This is a genomic window from Pseudomonas sp. IB20, assembly GCF_009707325.1.
Lineage (GTDB): Bacteria > Pseudomonadota > Gammaproteobacteria > Pseudomonadales > Pseudomonadaceae > Aquipseudomonas.
On the sequence record NZ_CP046103.1, the window covers coordinates 491,995 to 507,196 of the forward strand.

At 60.4% G+C, this 15,202-nt stretch carries 11 protein-coding genes and 1 pseudogene; 11 read left to right on the plus strand and 1 reads right to left on the minus strand.

All coding sequences use genetic code 11. The features are described 5' to 3' along the window. Positions 1–122: 122 nt before the first annotated feature. The 8 genes and pseudogenes from GJU48_RS02190 to GJU48_RS02225 form a co-directional block, all read left to right on the plus strand. Positions 123–344, plus strand: a pseudogene (locus GJU48_RS02190) (YceK/YidQ family lipoprotein); the annotation flags it as partial. 153 nt (positions 345–497) lie between these two features. Continuing rightward, positions 498–2,255, plus strand: coding sequence for a carbamoyltransferase family protein (locus tag GJU48_RS02195; protein ID WP_094952899.1), 1,758 nt, complete (start codon positions 498–500; stop codon positions 2,253–2,255). Continuing rightward, positions 2,239–3,369 (plus strand): glycosyltransferase, encoded by a 1,131-nt coding sequence (locus GJU48_RS02200; RefSeq protein WP_094952898.1) that lies wholly within the window; start codon positions 2,239–2,241, stop codon positions 3,367–3,369. Before GJU48_RS02195 ends, GJU48_RS02200 begins: the two co-directional genes overlap by 17 nt. After that, a complete protein-coding gene (locus GJU48_RS02205; RefSeq protein WP_094952897.1) occupies positions 3,369–4,265 on the plus strand; it encodes an antimicrobial resistance protein Mig-14 in 897 nt (298 codons plus the stop codon). Before GJU48_RS02200 ends, GJU48_RS02205 begins: the two co-directional genes overlap by 1 nt. Continuing rightward, positions 4,262–5,677, plus strand: a complete 1,416-nt coding sequence (locus tag GJU48_RS02210) for a PIG-L deacetylase family protein (protein ID WP_094952896.1) — start codon at positions 4,262–4,264, stop codon at positions 5,675–5,677. Before GJU48_RS02205 ends, GJU48_RS02210 begins: the two co-directional genes overlap by 4 nt. A gap of 57 nt (positions 5,678–5,734) precedes the next feature. Further along, complete coding sequence (locus tag GJU48_RS02215) at positions 5,735–6,619, plus strand: DUF6625 family protein (RefSeq protein WP_094952895.1); 885 nt, start codon at positions 5,735–5,737, stop codon at positions 6,617–6,619. Beyond that, on the plus strand, positions 6,616–7,770 hold the full coding sequence (locus GJU48_RS02220) for a glycosyltransferase (protein WP_094952894.1): 1,155 nt from the start codon (positions 6,616–6,618) through the stop codon (positions 7,768–7,770). Before GJU48_RS02215 ends, GJU48_RS02220 begins: the two co-directional genes overlap by 4 nt. Further along, complete coding sequence (locus GJU48_RS02225) at positions 7,767–8,651, plus strand: glycosyltransferase (protein ID WP_094952893.1); 885 nt, start codon at positions 7,767–7,769, stop codon at positions 8,649–8,651. The genes GJU48_RS02220 and GJU48_RS02225 overlap by 4 nt, the downstream gene beginning before the upstream one ends. Positions 8,652–8,694: 43 nt before the next feature. Here the strand turns inward: GJU48_RS02225 and GJU48_RS02230 are convergent, their stop codons facing one another. Beyond that, positions 8,695–10,554, minus strand: coding sequence for an O-antigen ligase family protein (locus tag GJU48_RS02230; protein ID WP_094952892.1), 1,860 nt, complete (start codon positions 10,552–10,554; stop codon positions 8,695–8,697). 159 nt (positions 10,555–10,713) lie between these two features. Here GJU48_RS02230 and msbA point away from each other — a divergent pair, with 159 nt between their 5' ends. The 3 genes from msbA to GJU48_RS02245 all read left to right on the plus strand — a co-directional run bounded on the left by msbA (position 10,714) and on the right by GJU48_RS02245 (position 15,090). Then, positions 10,714–12,519, plus strand: a complete 1,806-nt coding sequence (gene msbA, locus GJU48_RS02235) for a lipid A export permease/ATP-binding protein MsbA (protein ID WP_094952891.1) — start codon at positions 10,714–10,716, stop codon at positions 12,517–12,519. A 218-nt stretch (positions 12,520–12,737) separates the two neighbouring features. Then, complete coding sequence (hldE, locus tag GJU48_RS02240; RefSeq protein WP_094952889.1) at positions 12,738–14,162, plus strand: bifunctional D-glycero-beta-D-manno-heptose-7-phosphate kinase/D-glycero-beta-D-manno-heptose 1-phosphate adenylyltransferase HldE; 1,425 nt, start codon at positions 12,738–12,740, stop codon at positions 14,160–14,162. Then, positions 14,155–15,090: an NAD-dependent epimerase/dehydratase family protein gene (locus GJU48_RS02245; RefSeq protein ID WP_094952888.1), complete on the plus strand. Its 936-nt coding sequence runs from the start codon at positions 14,155–14,157 to the stop codon at positions 15,088–15,090. The genes hldE and GJU48_RS02245 overlap by 8 nt, the downstream gene beginning before the upstream one ends. Positions 15,091–15,202: the final 112 nt, after the last annotated feature.

Consider the following 15,202-nt stretch of genomic DNA (forward strand, 5'->3'; position numbering starts at 1 on the left):
GCGCAGCGCTGGCGCGCAAAAGTGCGCAAGTTTAACGGCTCGGCAGGCGTTTGCCGACTGACTCGTCGGTGGTTTGTCGATCTATCTGGAGTTCGCAACCCTAGGTTAAGCTGCCGTTTTCTACTCACTGTGAGAATGTTCCGCGTGTTTACAGTGGCGTGGTGTATGACTTCTGCTCCCTCAATGGCGAGCCCAACAGTCACGGGAATATGGCGGACCAGCAGGTTAACTCGATTCCTTGGATGGCCATTGATTTTGTCGCATCAGGCGTTCTGGATACGTTGGTGCTGCCTTACACGGTCTATCGGCAGAGCAAGGACGGCAGTATTGAGATCTTTCGCTAGGGCGCAGTGACAACGGGTCGCCATAAACGCTAGATCATCACCGGACGTCTTTACGCTATAATCCCGCCCTTTAGCTGTTTCTCGTCCAGGCGAGAGGCACACTTTTTTCAGGCGCAACCCGCCTGTATGCAGACTAAAAGAGGCTAGACCCCTGTGGCATTGACGATTCTTGGCCTGTCCGGCGCCCTTAGCCATGATCCTTCCGCAGCCTTGTATATCGACGGCAAGCTGATCGCGGCCGCCGAAGAAGAGCGCTTCGTACGCGACAAACATGCAAAGAACCGCATGCCCTACGAGTCGGCGAAGTTCTGCCTGGAGCAGGCCGGCATCAAACCTTCCGACGTTGATGTGGTGGCGATCCCGTTCGCCCCGATCAGCCTGTTCGGCGAGGCGCGCTGGCACTATGCCAAGCGTTACTGGTACGCCCCGGACCGCGCCCTCGACGCGATCCTGATGGGCAACCGTCGCTACAAGCGCTATCGCAACAAGATCGTCTGGTGCCTGGAACAACTGGGCTTTGATCCGAAGAAAATCAAGATCGAACCGGTTGAACACCACTTGGCTCACGCCTCCAGCGCCTACCACTGCTCCGGCTTCCAGGAAAAAACCGCGATCCTGGGCATCGACGGCAAGGGTGAGTACGCCACCACGTTCTTCGGCTACGGCGAAAACGGCAAGATCCACAAGATCAAAGAATTCTACGACCCGGATTCCCTGGGCGGCCTGTACGGCGCGATCACCGAGTTCCTCGGTTTCGAGATGCTCGACGGCGAGTTCAAGGTCATGGGCATGGCGCCGTATGGCGACGCCAGCAAGTACGATTTCTCGCGTCTGGCCTCGTTTGAGAATGGCGAGTTGGTGATCAACACCGACTACGCCAACGTCATCGGCCTGCGCCGCTACAAAGAGAAGGGCAAGGGTTTCTACTTCTCGCCAAAGCTGATCGAGTGGCTGGGCCCCAAGCGCGAAGGCGACATCGCCGACGAGCCGTACATCCACTACGCCGCCAGCATGCAAGCGCTGTTCGAAAAGCTGGCCTTGCAGATGATCGACCACTACCTGGGTGACATCCTCAAGGACACCGGCAAGCTGGCCTTCGCCGGCGGCTGCGCGCTGAACGTTAAGTTGAACCAGAAGATCATTGCCCGCGATGACGTCAAGGAGCTGTTCGTGCAGCCGGCGTCCGGCGATGCCGGCACCGCCGTCGGTGCGGCGGCCTACGTGTCCCACGCCCGTGGTGTACCGGTTGAGAAGATGGAACACGTCTATCTCGGCCCGTCCTACAGCAACGAAGACGTGATCGCCGCGTGCGCCAAGCACGCGAGCAAGCCGGTCTGGCGCAAGATCGAGAACATGCCTAAGCGCATCGCCAAGATCATGGTCGACGGCAACCCGGTGGCCTGGTTCCAGGGCCGCATGGAGTTTGGCCCGCGTGCGTTGGGCGGTCGTTCGATCATCGGTTGCCCGAGCGCGACCGGCGTGGCGGATCGCATCAACCACCAGATCAAGTTCCGCGAGCGCTGGAGGCCTTTCTGCCCGTCGATGCTCGACACTGTGGCCCCGCAGATGATCAAGGTCGATCACCCGGCGCCGTTCATGACCTTCACCTTTGAAGTGTCGGACGAGTGGAAAACCCGCGTGCCGGAAGTGGTGCATGAAGATGGCACGTCCCGCGCTCAGGTGCTCAAACGCGAATACAACCCGCGCTACTACGACATGATGAAAGAGCTGGAAGTGCTGACCGGCAACGGCGTGTCGCTGAACACCTCGCTCAACCGTCGTGGCGAAGCGATGATCTGCTCGCCGACCGACGCGCTGAACATGTTCTTCGGCTCCGACCTGCAGTACCTGATCATGGAAGACATCCTGGTCGTCAAAGACGGCGTGGACCCTTATGACTCGGTCGGCTGAGCGCCACGTCCTGCAGTTCTGCCACGGCTATGACGGGCCGTTCCTGGATTGCGCGCGGCAGTACGCGAGCCTGTTCGCAGGCTCGGGCTATAAAGTGACCACGGTGTTTCTCACCGGGGTCGCTGACCCCGAGGTCGCCGCCGGTTGCGCCTCTGATGAAGTGTTGTTCATGGAATTCAGCTCCAAGGCCATTCGTGGCCTGAAGCTGGGCGCCATCCGTGAGCTGCGCAAGATCGCAGCGTCGCGCAACTTCAGTTTCTGCATCGCTCACCGGTTCAAGCCGATCTATATCGCCTTGCTTGGCACGCGCTTGCCGGTGATCGGTGTGCATCACGCGTTCGGTGACTATGAGCGCCGCACCCGCAAGCTGTTTGCCTCGATTTTCCGCAAACGCCTGAGCCTGCTCGGTGTGTCCGATGCGGTGCGCGATGACATGCGCCGTTGCCTGCCGACCTGGCCGGCGGCGCGTATTCAGACGCTGTACAACCGCATTGATGTCGACGCCCTGCAGGCCCAGCAGGTGTCGGCCGATGCGGCGCGGGATGCCTTGGGGCTGTCGCCGGACGAGTGGGTGGTCGGCAACGTCGGCCGTCTGCACCCGGACAAAGACCAAGCCACCTTGCTCAAGGGTTTTGCCCTGGCGTTGCCACATTTGCCGGCGCAGAGTCGCCTGGCGATCCTCGGTACCGGTCGGCTGGAACAAGACCTCAAGGCTTTGGCCCGCGAGTTGGGCATTGCCGAGCAGGTACTGTTCCTCGGCCAGGTGCCGGAGGCGCGCCGTTACTTCCGAGCGTTCGACGCCTTTGCCCTGAGTTCCGATCACGAGCCGTTCGGCATGGTGCTGTTGGAAGCCATGGCCGCTGGCGTGCCGCTGTTGGCAACTGCGTGTGGCGGCGCCCGGGAAGTGGTCGAGGGCGTGGGTATTCTGTTTCCGTTCGGTGACGCCGAACGCCTGGGCCAAGGGCTTCGGCACTTGGCGGCGATGGATCGTCAACAGCACCAACAGTGTGCCGAGATGATGCTCGAGCGCCTGCACGAGCGGTTTTCGGATCAGGCGGTACGCGATACGTTCTGGCTGTTGCCGCCTGTCATTGCACTGACCGCGAGGGCCTGATGCTCAATCGATTCCAAGGCTGGCGCGAGCGTGGCTGGGCGGTCGTTGACGCGCCCACTTACAGTGACGCCTGGCAGCGTTACGGTGGCAGTGTCGCCACCCATCCGCAGGTGGTTGAACGTCTGGCCGGGCTGGCCGACATTCCTGTGCGCTACTTGGCGTGGGAACAAGGCGGTGAGCTCAAGGCGTGCATTGCGACCTGGGGGCGCGACTTGGCCCTGTCCAAGGATGTGCTCAAGCGCCATGGCAAGAAGGGCTTGTTCGACTTGGGCAATGCCGAGTTGATCCTGCCTGCCGCCGCCGATGCCCAGGCGCCGTTGCGCCATCGCGGGCGCTACCTCTCGGCCCTGAATGAAGGCCGGTTTGCTGGCCTCAAGCTCCAGGCCGAGCAGTTGGCCATGGCGCGTACGCCGGAAGAACTGTCGAAGAAGTTTCGCTATAACCAGCGCCGTGAGTTGCGTTTGCTGGAAGAGGCGGGCGGCGTGGTGCGTGCGGTCCAGGAATTCTCCAGTGCAGAGCTGGCAGCGATTTACTGCGACCTGTTCCAGCGCCGCTGGGGTTTTGCCGCCACCGGTGCCGAGCGCATGGCGCAGGTGATCGAGTTGCTGCGTGAATGGCTGATCGGTTCGGTGATTTTCCTCAACGATGCGCCGATTGCCATTCAATTGGTCTACCGCGTTGAAGCGCCCGAATGGATCAGCGTCGAGTACATCAATGGCGGCGTAGACCCTGAAACGCGCGCGTTCAGCCCGGGCAGCGTACTGAGCTTTCTCAACACGCAAAGTGCCTGGGAGCAGGCGCGTGAAGCCGGCAAGCCGCTGCGGTTCTCATTCGGCCGGGCTGACCGCGAATACAAGGACCGTTGGTGCAACCCTGTACCGGTATTCAACGTATGAGCGAGTCGACGAGCCGTAAGCAGGCGCTGCTCAAGCGCCACCGCCGTAATAAACGCATCAGCCTGCTGATCGGCCTGCTGCTGTTGATTGGCGTGGGTGTGCTGGTGGCCTGGTGGCTGCCGCTGGTGCTTGCAGTGCTGGCCTGGGTGGCCCATGAAGCCTGGTTTGCCGACCACCTGTTTTACTCGCCCAAGGACGACTACCAGTATCAGTTTGCAGCGGATACCGAGCAGCCCAAGGTCACGCTGATCAACGGCCGGTTGGTGTTAGGCGAGGCGCTGGAGCTGGCGGGCAATGAGACCCTGATCCTCGCGCTGCGCCTCAAGAGCAGCGCGTTGGGCCGCTTTATCGACCCGTTTATTACCTTGCCTGGCGCTGATCGCCAAGTGTTCGAGCGCGGCGTCAATGGCCTGCGCTACCTGAACCTCACCGGCCAAACGCAAGCGCTGCTCGATGGGCAACTGCTGCTGGGGGCTCGGTGCTGCCGTGTGCTGGGTACGCCAGTGCTGTCGGTATTCCGTCAGCCTGATGTGCGCGAGCAACGGGTGATGGTCATTGCGCCGCACGCCGATGATGCCGAGTTGGCCGCCTTTGGCCTGTACAGCCAGGCGACTCAACCCTGGATCGTGACGTTGACGGCTGGCGAGATCGAAGCCGAGCACTATCAGCACATGGGCCTGGGCAAGCCTGAGGCGGCACGCCTCAAGGGCCGTTTGCGTGCTTGGGACAGTGTCGCCGTACCGCGTTGGGCTGGGGTGGCGCAGGAACATTGCGTTCAGCTGGGGTATTTCTGCCTGCAATTAGCGGCGATGAAAGCCGAGCCGGATCGCGCCGTGGCTTCGCGAGAGGCCGAGTTGAGCGACATCCGCCTGTTCCGCCAATTCAATCCGTTCCCTTTGCCGGCGGATGCCGATGGCCGGCCGACCTGGAACAACCTGCTGGCCGACCTGCGCGCGTTGCTGCTCATGGCCCGCCCGGAAGTCATCGTGTTGCCCCATCCGGTGCTCGATCCGCATCCTGATCATATCTGCGCGCAGCAAGCCGTATTGGAAGCCTTACAGGGGCTTGAATGGCAGCCGACGACGTTGCTCGGTTACGCCAATCACCTGCATGACAATGACCGCTGGCCGATGGGCGATTCGGGCGCCGGTATCGCTTTGCCACCATGTTTTGATTCGACGTACACTTTGCGTCCTTATTGCCTGCCGGTGTCCGAAGGCCGGCAGTGTGACAAGGCCATGTCGCTGGGCATGATGCATGACTTGCAGCCCAGGATGCCGTTCAAGCGGCGTGTGCGGCGTGTCATACAGCGCTGGCTGGCGGGAAGGGCTGTCTCGCCCTGGGGTGAGAACGAGTTTTTCCGCAAGGCCATTCGGCGGCATGAGCTTTTTTGGTTCATCAAGCACAAGTAACGTTAAGCAACGTGTTGGAGCGCTGAGCGCTCCCGTAAAACTGACAGTGAGTCCCCAGTGATCAATCCGTGCCCCCGCATCCTCTTCCTCATCCCATACTTTGGCCATTGGCCTTTCTGGATGCCGTTTTTTCTCGAAAGCTGCCGGCGCAATGCGGATATTGACTGGCTGTTGTTCAGCGACTGCCCGATACCGGACAACGTCCCGGACAATGTCAGGATTGAAAGCATCAGCTTCGCTGATTACTGCGCGTTGGTTTCACAGCGTTTGTACATCAATTTTGCGCCGCAGGCCGCCTACAAGTTGTGCGACATCAAGCCTGCCTTGGGGCACATCCATGCCGATCGCCTAGAGGGGTACGATTTCTGGGCGTTTGGCGACCTGGACCTGATCTATGGCGACCTGCGCCGGTATTTCACGGCTGACCGCCTGGCCGGTTATGACTTGTTTTCGACCCATGAACGGCGGGTTGCCGGCCATTTGTGCCTGATGCGTAACACCGCCAGAAAGCGCCAGGTGTTTATGCGGATCAAGGATTGGGAAGCGCGCTTCACCGATCAGGAGCATCATGCGCTGGACGAAGGCGCGTTCAGCCGTATTTTCCTGTGGCGCAAGAATTTTCCCAAGCCGTTGTTCAATCTGGTGGGCAAACTCAACCCGTGGCGCCGTCGCAGTGAGTTCACCGAGGCGTTCAGTACGCCGGGTGGTGTGATCAAGTGGCATGACGGCACTGATCGCTTCCCGCACCAATGGTTTTGGAACAATGGTCGTTTGACCAACGACAGAGATGGCGACCGGGAATTTCCGTATTTCCATTTTGTCTGCTGGAAGCGTAATCAGTGGCCGTTGGTGCCCGCGCCAAGCGCTGAGTACACCGAGGCGCTGGCCGCTGAGTCATCCTGGGTTGTTGATGCCACAGGTTTCCATCGAGGAGAGTTATGAGTCGGCCTTTCAAGGTCCTGCAATTGCAGCCTGACTACAATGTTAAATCCCATGATTTTGCCGACTTGGCCGAACAGATCGTCAAGGCATTGCCTGCGGACCGCTATGAAGTCACCGCCGCGTTCCTGCGTGGCCAGCCGGAGCCTGGGGGGCCGGTCAGTCGCGCGGCGACCTCCGTCTACTTCGAGTTTTCCGACGCGTCACTCAAGGGCTTGAGGCTGCGCGCCATGTGGCAGTTGTATAAGTTCTGCCGCAGGGAAAAGTTTGACGTCGTGGTGTGCAACCGCTTCAAACCGGTCAACATGATGTTGCAGCTGAACCGCTGGCTGAAGATCCCGTTGTGTATCGGCATCTCCCACGGCTTCGGCGAGTATGACCGTCTGTACCGACGCAAGCAGGCGCAGCGCTGGGTCGACGAGCACTGGCGTTTTGTCGGTGTGTCGCCGGCGGTCAAGCAGTACCTGTTGGACTGCAACTGCGGGTTTACCGATAGCAATACCTACGCCATCACCAATGCCATCGACATCGAGCAGGCCGAAGCCTTGCAGCATTCGCGTGAACGCGCGCGTGAGTTGCTGGGCATCGACCCTTCGGTGCGTTTGATCGGCGCCTTGGGGCGCCTGGTGCCGGTCAAGGGGCACACCTATTTGTTGCAGGCGTTCGCCGCACTCAAAGACAAATACCCCACAGCGCAGCTCGCCATCATTGGCGCGGGGCGTGAGGAGTCCAACCTCGCCGCGCAAATCCAGAGCCTTGGCTTGGCTGGGCGTGTGCACTTGTTGGGCTTCAAGGAAAATGCCCTGCAGTACGTTCGCGCCTTTGATATCTGGGCGATGCCTTCCCTGGCCGAAGGCCTGGGCCTGGCGCTGCTGGAAGGCATGAGCGGGCGCCTGCCGGTGATCGCGTCAAGCGTGCCGGCCATGCTGCCGCTGATTGAAGGGGCGGGCGGCCTGGCGGTTGAGCCGGCCAACGTCCCCGAGTTGACCCAGGCGCTGGATACCTACCTGGCGCTGCCCGATGAAACGCTCGTGCAAAAAGGCGAGCGGGCCTACCAGTACCTCCAGGCGGAGCACGACATTGAAGTGTTCCGTCAGCAATACCTCGAACTGATTGATTCAGGATTGGCTCAAGCCCGCAGGAACAATGTATGAACCAGAGTCAGCCCTTGGTCACGGTGATCATCGCGTCCTATAACCATGCGCCGTACATCGAGCAAAGCATCCTCAGTGCCCTGAACCAGACGTATCCAAACATCGAGTTGTTGGTGATTGATGATGGGTCGACAGACGACAGTGTCGAGCGTATTCGTCGGTTGCAGGAACACCACACCTTCGACTTTCGCGTCCAGCAGAACCAAGGCCTGACCAACACGCTCAATGGCGCGATTGCACGCTCCCAAGGCCCGTTGGTTGTGCCGTTCGGTTCCGACGACATCATGTTGCCAGAGCGGATTGCGACCCAAGTGGCCTATATGGATGGCAAGCCGGAGGTGGGGATCTGCGCGGGTAACATCGAACTGATCGACGCCCAAGGCGAGCTGTTTCCTGAAAAGCGCCAGCGTCGCGACGTGCCGTTTCGGCGCCTGGACTTCGACGATATGTTCTTGGAGCGCAAACCGTACCCGCCCGCACCCACGCTGATGATCCGGCGCGAGGCGCTGGAGAAGGTCGGTGGGTTTGATCCGAAGATTCGTCTGGAAGACTTGTTGATCGAGTTGAAAATTACCCACGCCGGGTACTTCATCGATGGCTTGAACGTGGTCATGGCCCGCTATCGCAAGCACGCCACCAACTCGTACAAGAACCATCGATTCATGATCGACAATATCTTGCGTTCCTACGCGTTGTTCAGCGACCACCCGCTCTATGACGAGGTGCGTTACAAGTTCCTCAGCTCCATGTTCCTCAAGACCGCCAACCGTGATCGTAAGTTGGCGCGCGAGCTGCTGGCGCAGATCCCGTTCCGGGCCTGGAATAAGAAAACCTGGCGCGGCTTGAGCCGGTTGTATTTTTCCCCGCTGGAGAAAGACTGACAGCGCATTGTGCGCCCCAGCCCTGGGGCGCACAGGCTTGCTGTTAGGCGCCGGGGCGCGCGAGTGTCAGCACTTGCTCACGCAGCTTTACCGTGGCTTGCGGCGAGGCTACTGACGCATAGCCCTTGGCCAACTGTTCAAAATGGGTTTCGAACAACCAGCTGCGGTCCTGCGGGTAACGCTGCATGTGCTTCAGGTTGCGCTGGCGCAGCGTGTTGCGCAGTGCTGACGGGTAAATGCGCATGTCGGCCACGTCGATCAGCCCGAACTCACCATCTTCCAGAAGCAGGACATTGCCCAAGTGCAGCGAGCGGAAGTACACGCCGCGTTCGTGCAGCTGTGCCATGAACCGGCCAAAACGTTCGATCAGCGACTCTCGCAGGCTGGCGTCCAGGCTTTGCAGCGCCTGGCGCAGGGTCAGGCCCGGTAGCGGCCGATAACGCACGGCGCTGCTGCCATCTTGCAAGCTGTACAGGTCGAGGATAGGCGGCGAAGCAATACTCAATTGCTGCAGCTGTTCGCTGTTGCTGGCGAAGCGCTCCGAATAGGGATTAAACCGGCCGGAGGTGTACCAGCGGCGCGCCCTGAACAGTTTGAGGAAGCTGCCGTCCTCCAGGCGTAGCACCTTCGGGCCCAGACCATCCTCCTCGATGACGTGGGCACCGTTGCACAACGCTTCAAAGGCCTGTGGCTTGGGCGTTGCTACTGGCATGCGCAGCAGGCTGCGGCGGCGTTGGGCGATGCTCAGGCCGGCGATCAGTGCCAGTGGAACCCACAGCAAAAACCAGTGCTCCTTGGGCCGCGACAGAATGCCACCGCCTTCGGTCAGGCCGGCGCCGATGCCGTAGGCCAGCAGTGACGATGCCAGGATAAACAGTGGCTGCGCCCGCTCTTTGAGGCTTTTGTACAAGCCCCAGCCGAGCATGAAGAGCCATGGGATAAAGCCGATGATGCCGACGTAATACAGCACGCCCAAGGCAAAGTTGTGGGGCTCGCGAAGTGTCCCGTCGTAGTTCGCAGGCTGCACGTAGAGTTCGGAGTCGTAGCTGTGGCCGATCCATGGATGATCAGCGATACGGCCCAGAATGATGCGCCAGATCTCCAGGCGGAATGAGCTGCCGCGTTCGGTAATCAGTTGTGGGTAAAACAGCAGCAATGCGGCGGCCGCCGCTATCAGGCCTGCAACCATCAGCACCGAACGACGATTGCGGCTGAGCAAGCCCATCCAGAGCACCGCCAGAACCAGCGCAACCAACGGCGTCCTGGAGCCTGTCGCCAGCACTGCCAGGGTCATGATTGCCAGGGCGGGAACGCTGAGCCAGAGCATGTGCAAGCGTTTGGTGGTTACACAGACGTACAGCCAGTACACGCAGAAAAAGCCGAACAGGTGCGAACTGAGCAGCGGGTTGTCGAGGGCGCCCAGGCCGCCGATCATGCGCATGCCCGGCTCAAAACCTTTGGCGAACGCCACCAGGTTGCCCAGGCACACCACCAGTGCAATCACCGCGGCACTGAAGAAGACCGGCTTGAACAGCTCGTTGCGGTAATGCAGCAGCAACCCGCAGCCAGCAAACAACATGAACGTTTGCAGCGGTACCTTGAACAGGTTGGAGTCGCCGGTAGGTTCAGGGCTCCACAGCACGGTGGTCAGCGCCCAGGCGCAAAATGCCAGGAGGGCGACCACTAAGGGCTCACGCAGCAACTCTTTGAGTTCCTGGGGGCGCAAGCACAGCAGCAGCAAGGTCGGGACACTGAAGAAACCGTAGTAGAACCGGTGCATTACATTGCGATTAGTGACGTAGAACAGCGAGCTCAGCAGCAACAATAAGCCAATGGGCAAAATCCATAGGACCACGAAGTCGAAAACGCGATTTGAGCCATAAGTAAGGCGCTTGGAGTGCATACAGAAAAGCCATTCCAGAATAGAGAAAGCCGACCATCTTAAAGTAGTGGCTATATAATGTCGTCGGTTGGATCCAACCGGGCCGAGGGTCATGCCGGGTGCAAGTACAACAGAGAAGCTGTGCTAAAGTCAGCCTCCTTTTTCAAAACGCCGCGTGATATGACCGACTCCAGTCCGAGCGCAAGCCCTTCGAGCTTGAAAATATACTTCCGCCTGCTCATGTACGTTAAGCCCTACGCTGGCTTGTTCGCGTTGAGTATCGTCGGATTTCTGATTTTCGCGTCGACCCAGCCCATGCTGGGGTACATCCTCAAGTACTTCGTCGACGGTCTGTCCAACCCTGAAGCGGTGCTGTTCCCCAACGTACCGTTCCTGCGTGACCTGCAATTGCTGCAAGCCGTGCCGTTGTTGATCATTCTGATCGCAGCCTGGCAGGGCCTGGGTTCGTTCCTGGGCAACTACTTGCTGGCCAAGGTCTCTTTGGGCCTGGTCCACGACCTGCGGGTGCAGTTGTTCAACAACCTGCTGACGCTGCCCAACCGCTACTTCGACAACCACAACTCCGGGCACCTGATTTCGCGCATCACCTTCAACGTGACCATGGTCACGGGGGCGGCGACCGATGCTATCAAGGTGGTGATCCGCGAAGGCATGACGGTGATCTTCCTGTTTGCCTCGCTGCTGTACATGAATTGGCGCCTGACGCTGGTGATGATCGCTATCCTGCCGTTGATTGCAGTGATGGTCAGCACGGCCAGTAAGAAATTCCGCAAGCAGAGCAAGAAGATCCAGGTGGCCATGGGCGACGTGACCCACGTGGCTTCGGAAACCATCCAGGGTTATCGCGTGGTGCGCAGCTTCGGCGGTGAAGTCTACGAGGAGAAGCGCTTCCTCAAAGCCAGCCAAGGCAACACCGACAAGCAACTGCGCATGACCCGCACCGGGGCGATCTACACCCCGTTGCTGCAACTGGTGATCTACACTGCCATGGCGGTGCTGATGTTCCTGGTGCTTTACCTTCGCGGCGACGCTTCGGCCGGTGACATGGTGGCTTACATCACCTTGGCCGGCTTGCTGCCCAAGCCGATCCGCCAATTGTCGGAAGTCAGCTCGACCATCCAGAAGGGTGTGGCCGGCGCTGAAAGCATTTTCGAGCAGTTGGACGAAGAGCAGGAAGTCGACGGCGGCACCCTCGAGCGCGACAAGGTCAGTGGCCGGCTGGAAGTGCGCAACCTGAACTTCACCTACCCTGGCACCGAACGCCATGTGCTCAAGGACATCAGCTTTACCGCTGAGCCTGGGCAGATGATCGCCCTGGTGGGCCGTTCCGGCAGCGGCAAGTCGACTCTCGCCAGTCTGATCCCGCGCTTCTACCACCATGAAAGCGGCGAAATCCTGCTGGACGGCGTAGAGGTTGAGGATTACAAGCTGCTCAACCTGCGCAAACACATTGCCCAGGTAACGCAGCATGTGACCTTGTTCAGCGACACCGTGACCAACAACATCGCCTACGGCGACCTGGCCGGCGCGCCGCGTGCGGACGTTGAAGCGGCTGCGGCGGATGCCTATGCCAAGGACTTCATTGACCAGTTGCCAAAAGGCTTCGACACCCAGGTCGGTGAAAACGGCGTGCTGCTTTCCGGTGGCCAGCGACAGCGCCTGGCAATCGCCCGGGCCTTGCTGAAGAACGCGCCGCTGTTGATTCTCGACGAGGCCACCTCGGCCCTCGACACCGAATCCGAGCGGCACATTCAGGCGGCCTTGGACAAAGTCATGCAGGGCCGCACTACCCTGGTAATCGCGCATCGCCTGTCCACCATCGAGAAGGCCGACTTGATCCTGGTGATGGACGACGGTCGAATTGTCGAGCGCGGCACCCACGGCGAGCTGCTGGCGCAGAACGGCTATTACGCCCGCCTGCATGCCATGGGCCTGGATGCCCCCGTAGCGGCCGATATTACTTAAAGGCCTTTGTGGGAACGGGCTTGCCCGCGATAACGGAGTGTCAGTCACCGAATGTTTCGACTGATTCAGCGCTATCGCGGGCAAGCCCGCTCCCACAGGTGTTCATCAGCGGATTCACTCCCGTGTCTGCCGCGACATCTTCTGTCACGCCCTCCACAAGCCTCCTGTAACCCTGTGCTAATATCGCGCCCCTGTTCATTTTGTATGTGGGTTGCTCCATGAAGTTGTCCATGCCGCGATTCGATCAAGCCCCTGTCTTGGTGGTCGGCGATGTCATGCTCGACCGTTACTGGCATGGCGGTACCTCACGGATTTCCCCTGAGGCACCGGTACCGGTAGTCAAGGTCGAGCAAATCGAAGACCGTCCAGGTGGCGCTGCCAACGTTGCCCTTAATATTGCCGCCCTCGGCGCCCCGGCCTCCTTGGTGGGTGTGACCGGCGACGACGAAGCCGCCGACAGCCTGGCTAACAGCCTGCGCGGTGCCGGCGTGCGTGCGCTGTTCCAGCGCATTGCCCATCAGCCGACCATCGTCAAGCTGCGGGTCATGAGCCGTCACCAGCAATTGCTGCGTATCGATTTTGAAGAACCCTTCGCCACCGACGCCCTGGCCCTCAGCGACCAGGTCGACAGTTTGCTCGAAGGCATCAAGGTGCTGGTTTTGTCCGACTACGGCAAAGGCGCCCTGAAGAACCACCAGATGCTCATCCAGGCCGCCAAGGCCCGCAACATCCCGGTACTGGCTGATCCCAAGGGCAAGGACTTTTCGATTTATCGGGGCGCCAGCCTGATCACGCCAAACCTCAGTGAGTTCGAAGCCATCGTCGGTGGTTGCGCCGATGAGCACGAACTGGTGACCAAAGGCGCCACGTTGATGGCCGACCTCGACCTGGGCGCCTTGCTGGTGACCCGTGGCGAGCACGGCATGACCCTGTTGCGCCCGGGCCATCCGGCGATGCACCTGCCGGCGCGTGCCCGTGAAGTGTTCGACGTCACCGGCGCCGGTGACACCGTGATTTCCACCCTGGCCGCCTCGATCGCTGCCGGTGAGGAATTGCCCCACGCCGTGGCCCTGGCCAATCTGGCCGCGGGCATCGTGGTCGGCAAACTGGGTACTGCGGCCATCAGTGCACCTGAGCTGCGCCGCGCTATCCAGCGTTCCGAAGGTTCCGAGCGTGGAGTGCTGACTATCGAGCAGTTGCTGCTGGCGATTGACGATGCGCGCGCACATAACGAAAGCATTGTGTTCACCAATGGCTGTTTCGACATCCTGCATGCCGGTCATGTGACGTACCTGGAACAGGCGCGCGCCCAAGGCGATCGCCTGATCGTTGCGGTCAATGACGATGCTTCGGTCAGCCGATTGAAAGGCCCGGGCCGCCCGATCAACAGTGTCGACCGACGCATGGCAGTCTTGGCAGGTTTGGGCGCGGTGGACTGGGTGATCAGCTTCTCTGAAGGCACCCCGGAAAACCTGCTGGCCCAGGTCAAGCCGGACGTGCTGGTCAAGGGCGGCGACTACTCCGTCGACCAGGTCGTGGGTGCCGATCTCGTCGGCGCCTACGGTGGTAAGGTCAAAGTGCTGGGGCTGGTTGAAAACAGCTCGACCACGGCCATCGTCGAGAAGATCCGCAACAATGAGTAACGCTGATAAGTGGGTCCTGATCACCGGCGGTGCCGGCTTTATCGGTTCGCACCTGGTTGATGCCTTGCTCGCCAGCGGCTACGCCGTGCGAGTGTTGGATGACCTGTCCACCGGCAAGCGCAGCAATCTGCCGCTGGGCAACCCGCGCGTACAACTGATCGAAGGCAACGTGGCCAATGCCGAGCTGGTGGCGCAAGCCGCCGTTGGCGTGACCGCCGTGGTGCACTTGGCGGCAGTGGCCTCGGTACAGGCGTCGGTGGATGACCCGGTGAGTACTCACCAAAGCAATTTCGTCGGCACCCTGAATGTCTGCGAGGCCATGCGCAAGGCTGGGGTCAAGCGGGTGGTGTATGCCTCCAGTGCGGCGGTGTATGGCAACAACGGCGAGGGCGATTCGATTGACGAAGCGACCACCAAGGCGCCGCTGACACCCTACGCCTCCGACAAGTTGGCCGGTGAGCACTACTTTGACTTCTACCGCCGCCAGCATGGCCTGGAGCCGGTGGTTTTCCGCTTCTTCAACATCTTCGGGCCACGCCAGGATCCGTCATCGCCGTATTCCGGGGTGATCAGTATCTTCAGTGAGCGCGTGCAGCAGGGTGTGCCGATTGCCGTGTTTGGCGATGGCGAGCAGACCCGAGACTTCATGTACGTGGAAGACTTGGTGGATGTGCTGGTGCAGGCCATTGAGGCACCTGAAGCACCGCTGGGTGCGATCAACGTCGGCTGGAACCGTACCACCACGCTTAAGCAGGTGTTGCAGGCGCTGGAAGAGGTGGTGGGTCAGTTGCCCGCGATCACTTACGGGCCGGCGCGCTCGGGGGATATCCGGCATTCGCGGGCGAACAATCAGCGGCTGCTGGCGAGTTTCAAGTTGCCTGAGCCTACTCCGTTGAAGGTTGGGCTGGAGCGGTTGCTCAACGGCTGAGCACCAGATCATTCCCACGCAGAGCGTGGGAACGATCGACGGGTATCAGCCCTTGGCTTTTTTCTTCGGCACAATGCCAATCATCCCACGCAGAGCGTGGGAACGATCGACG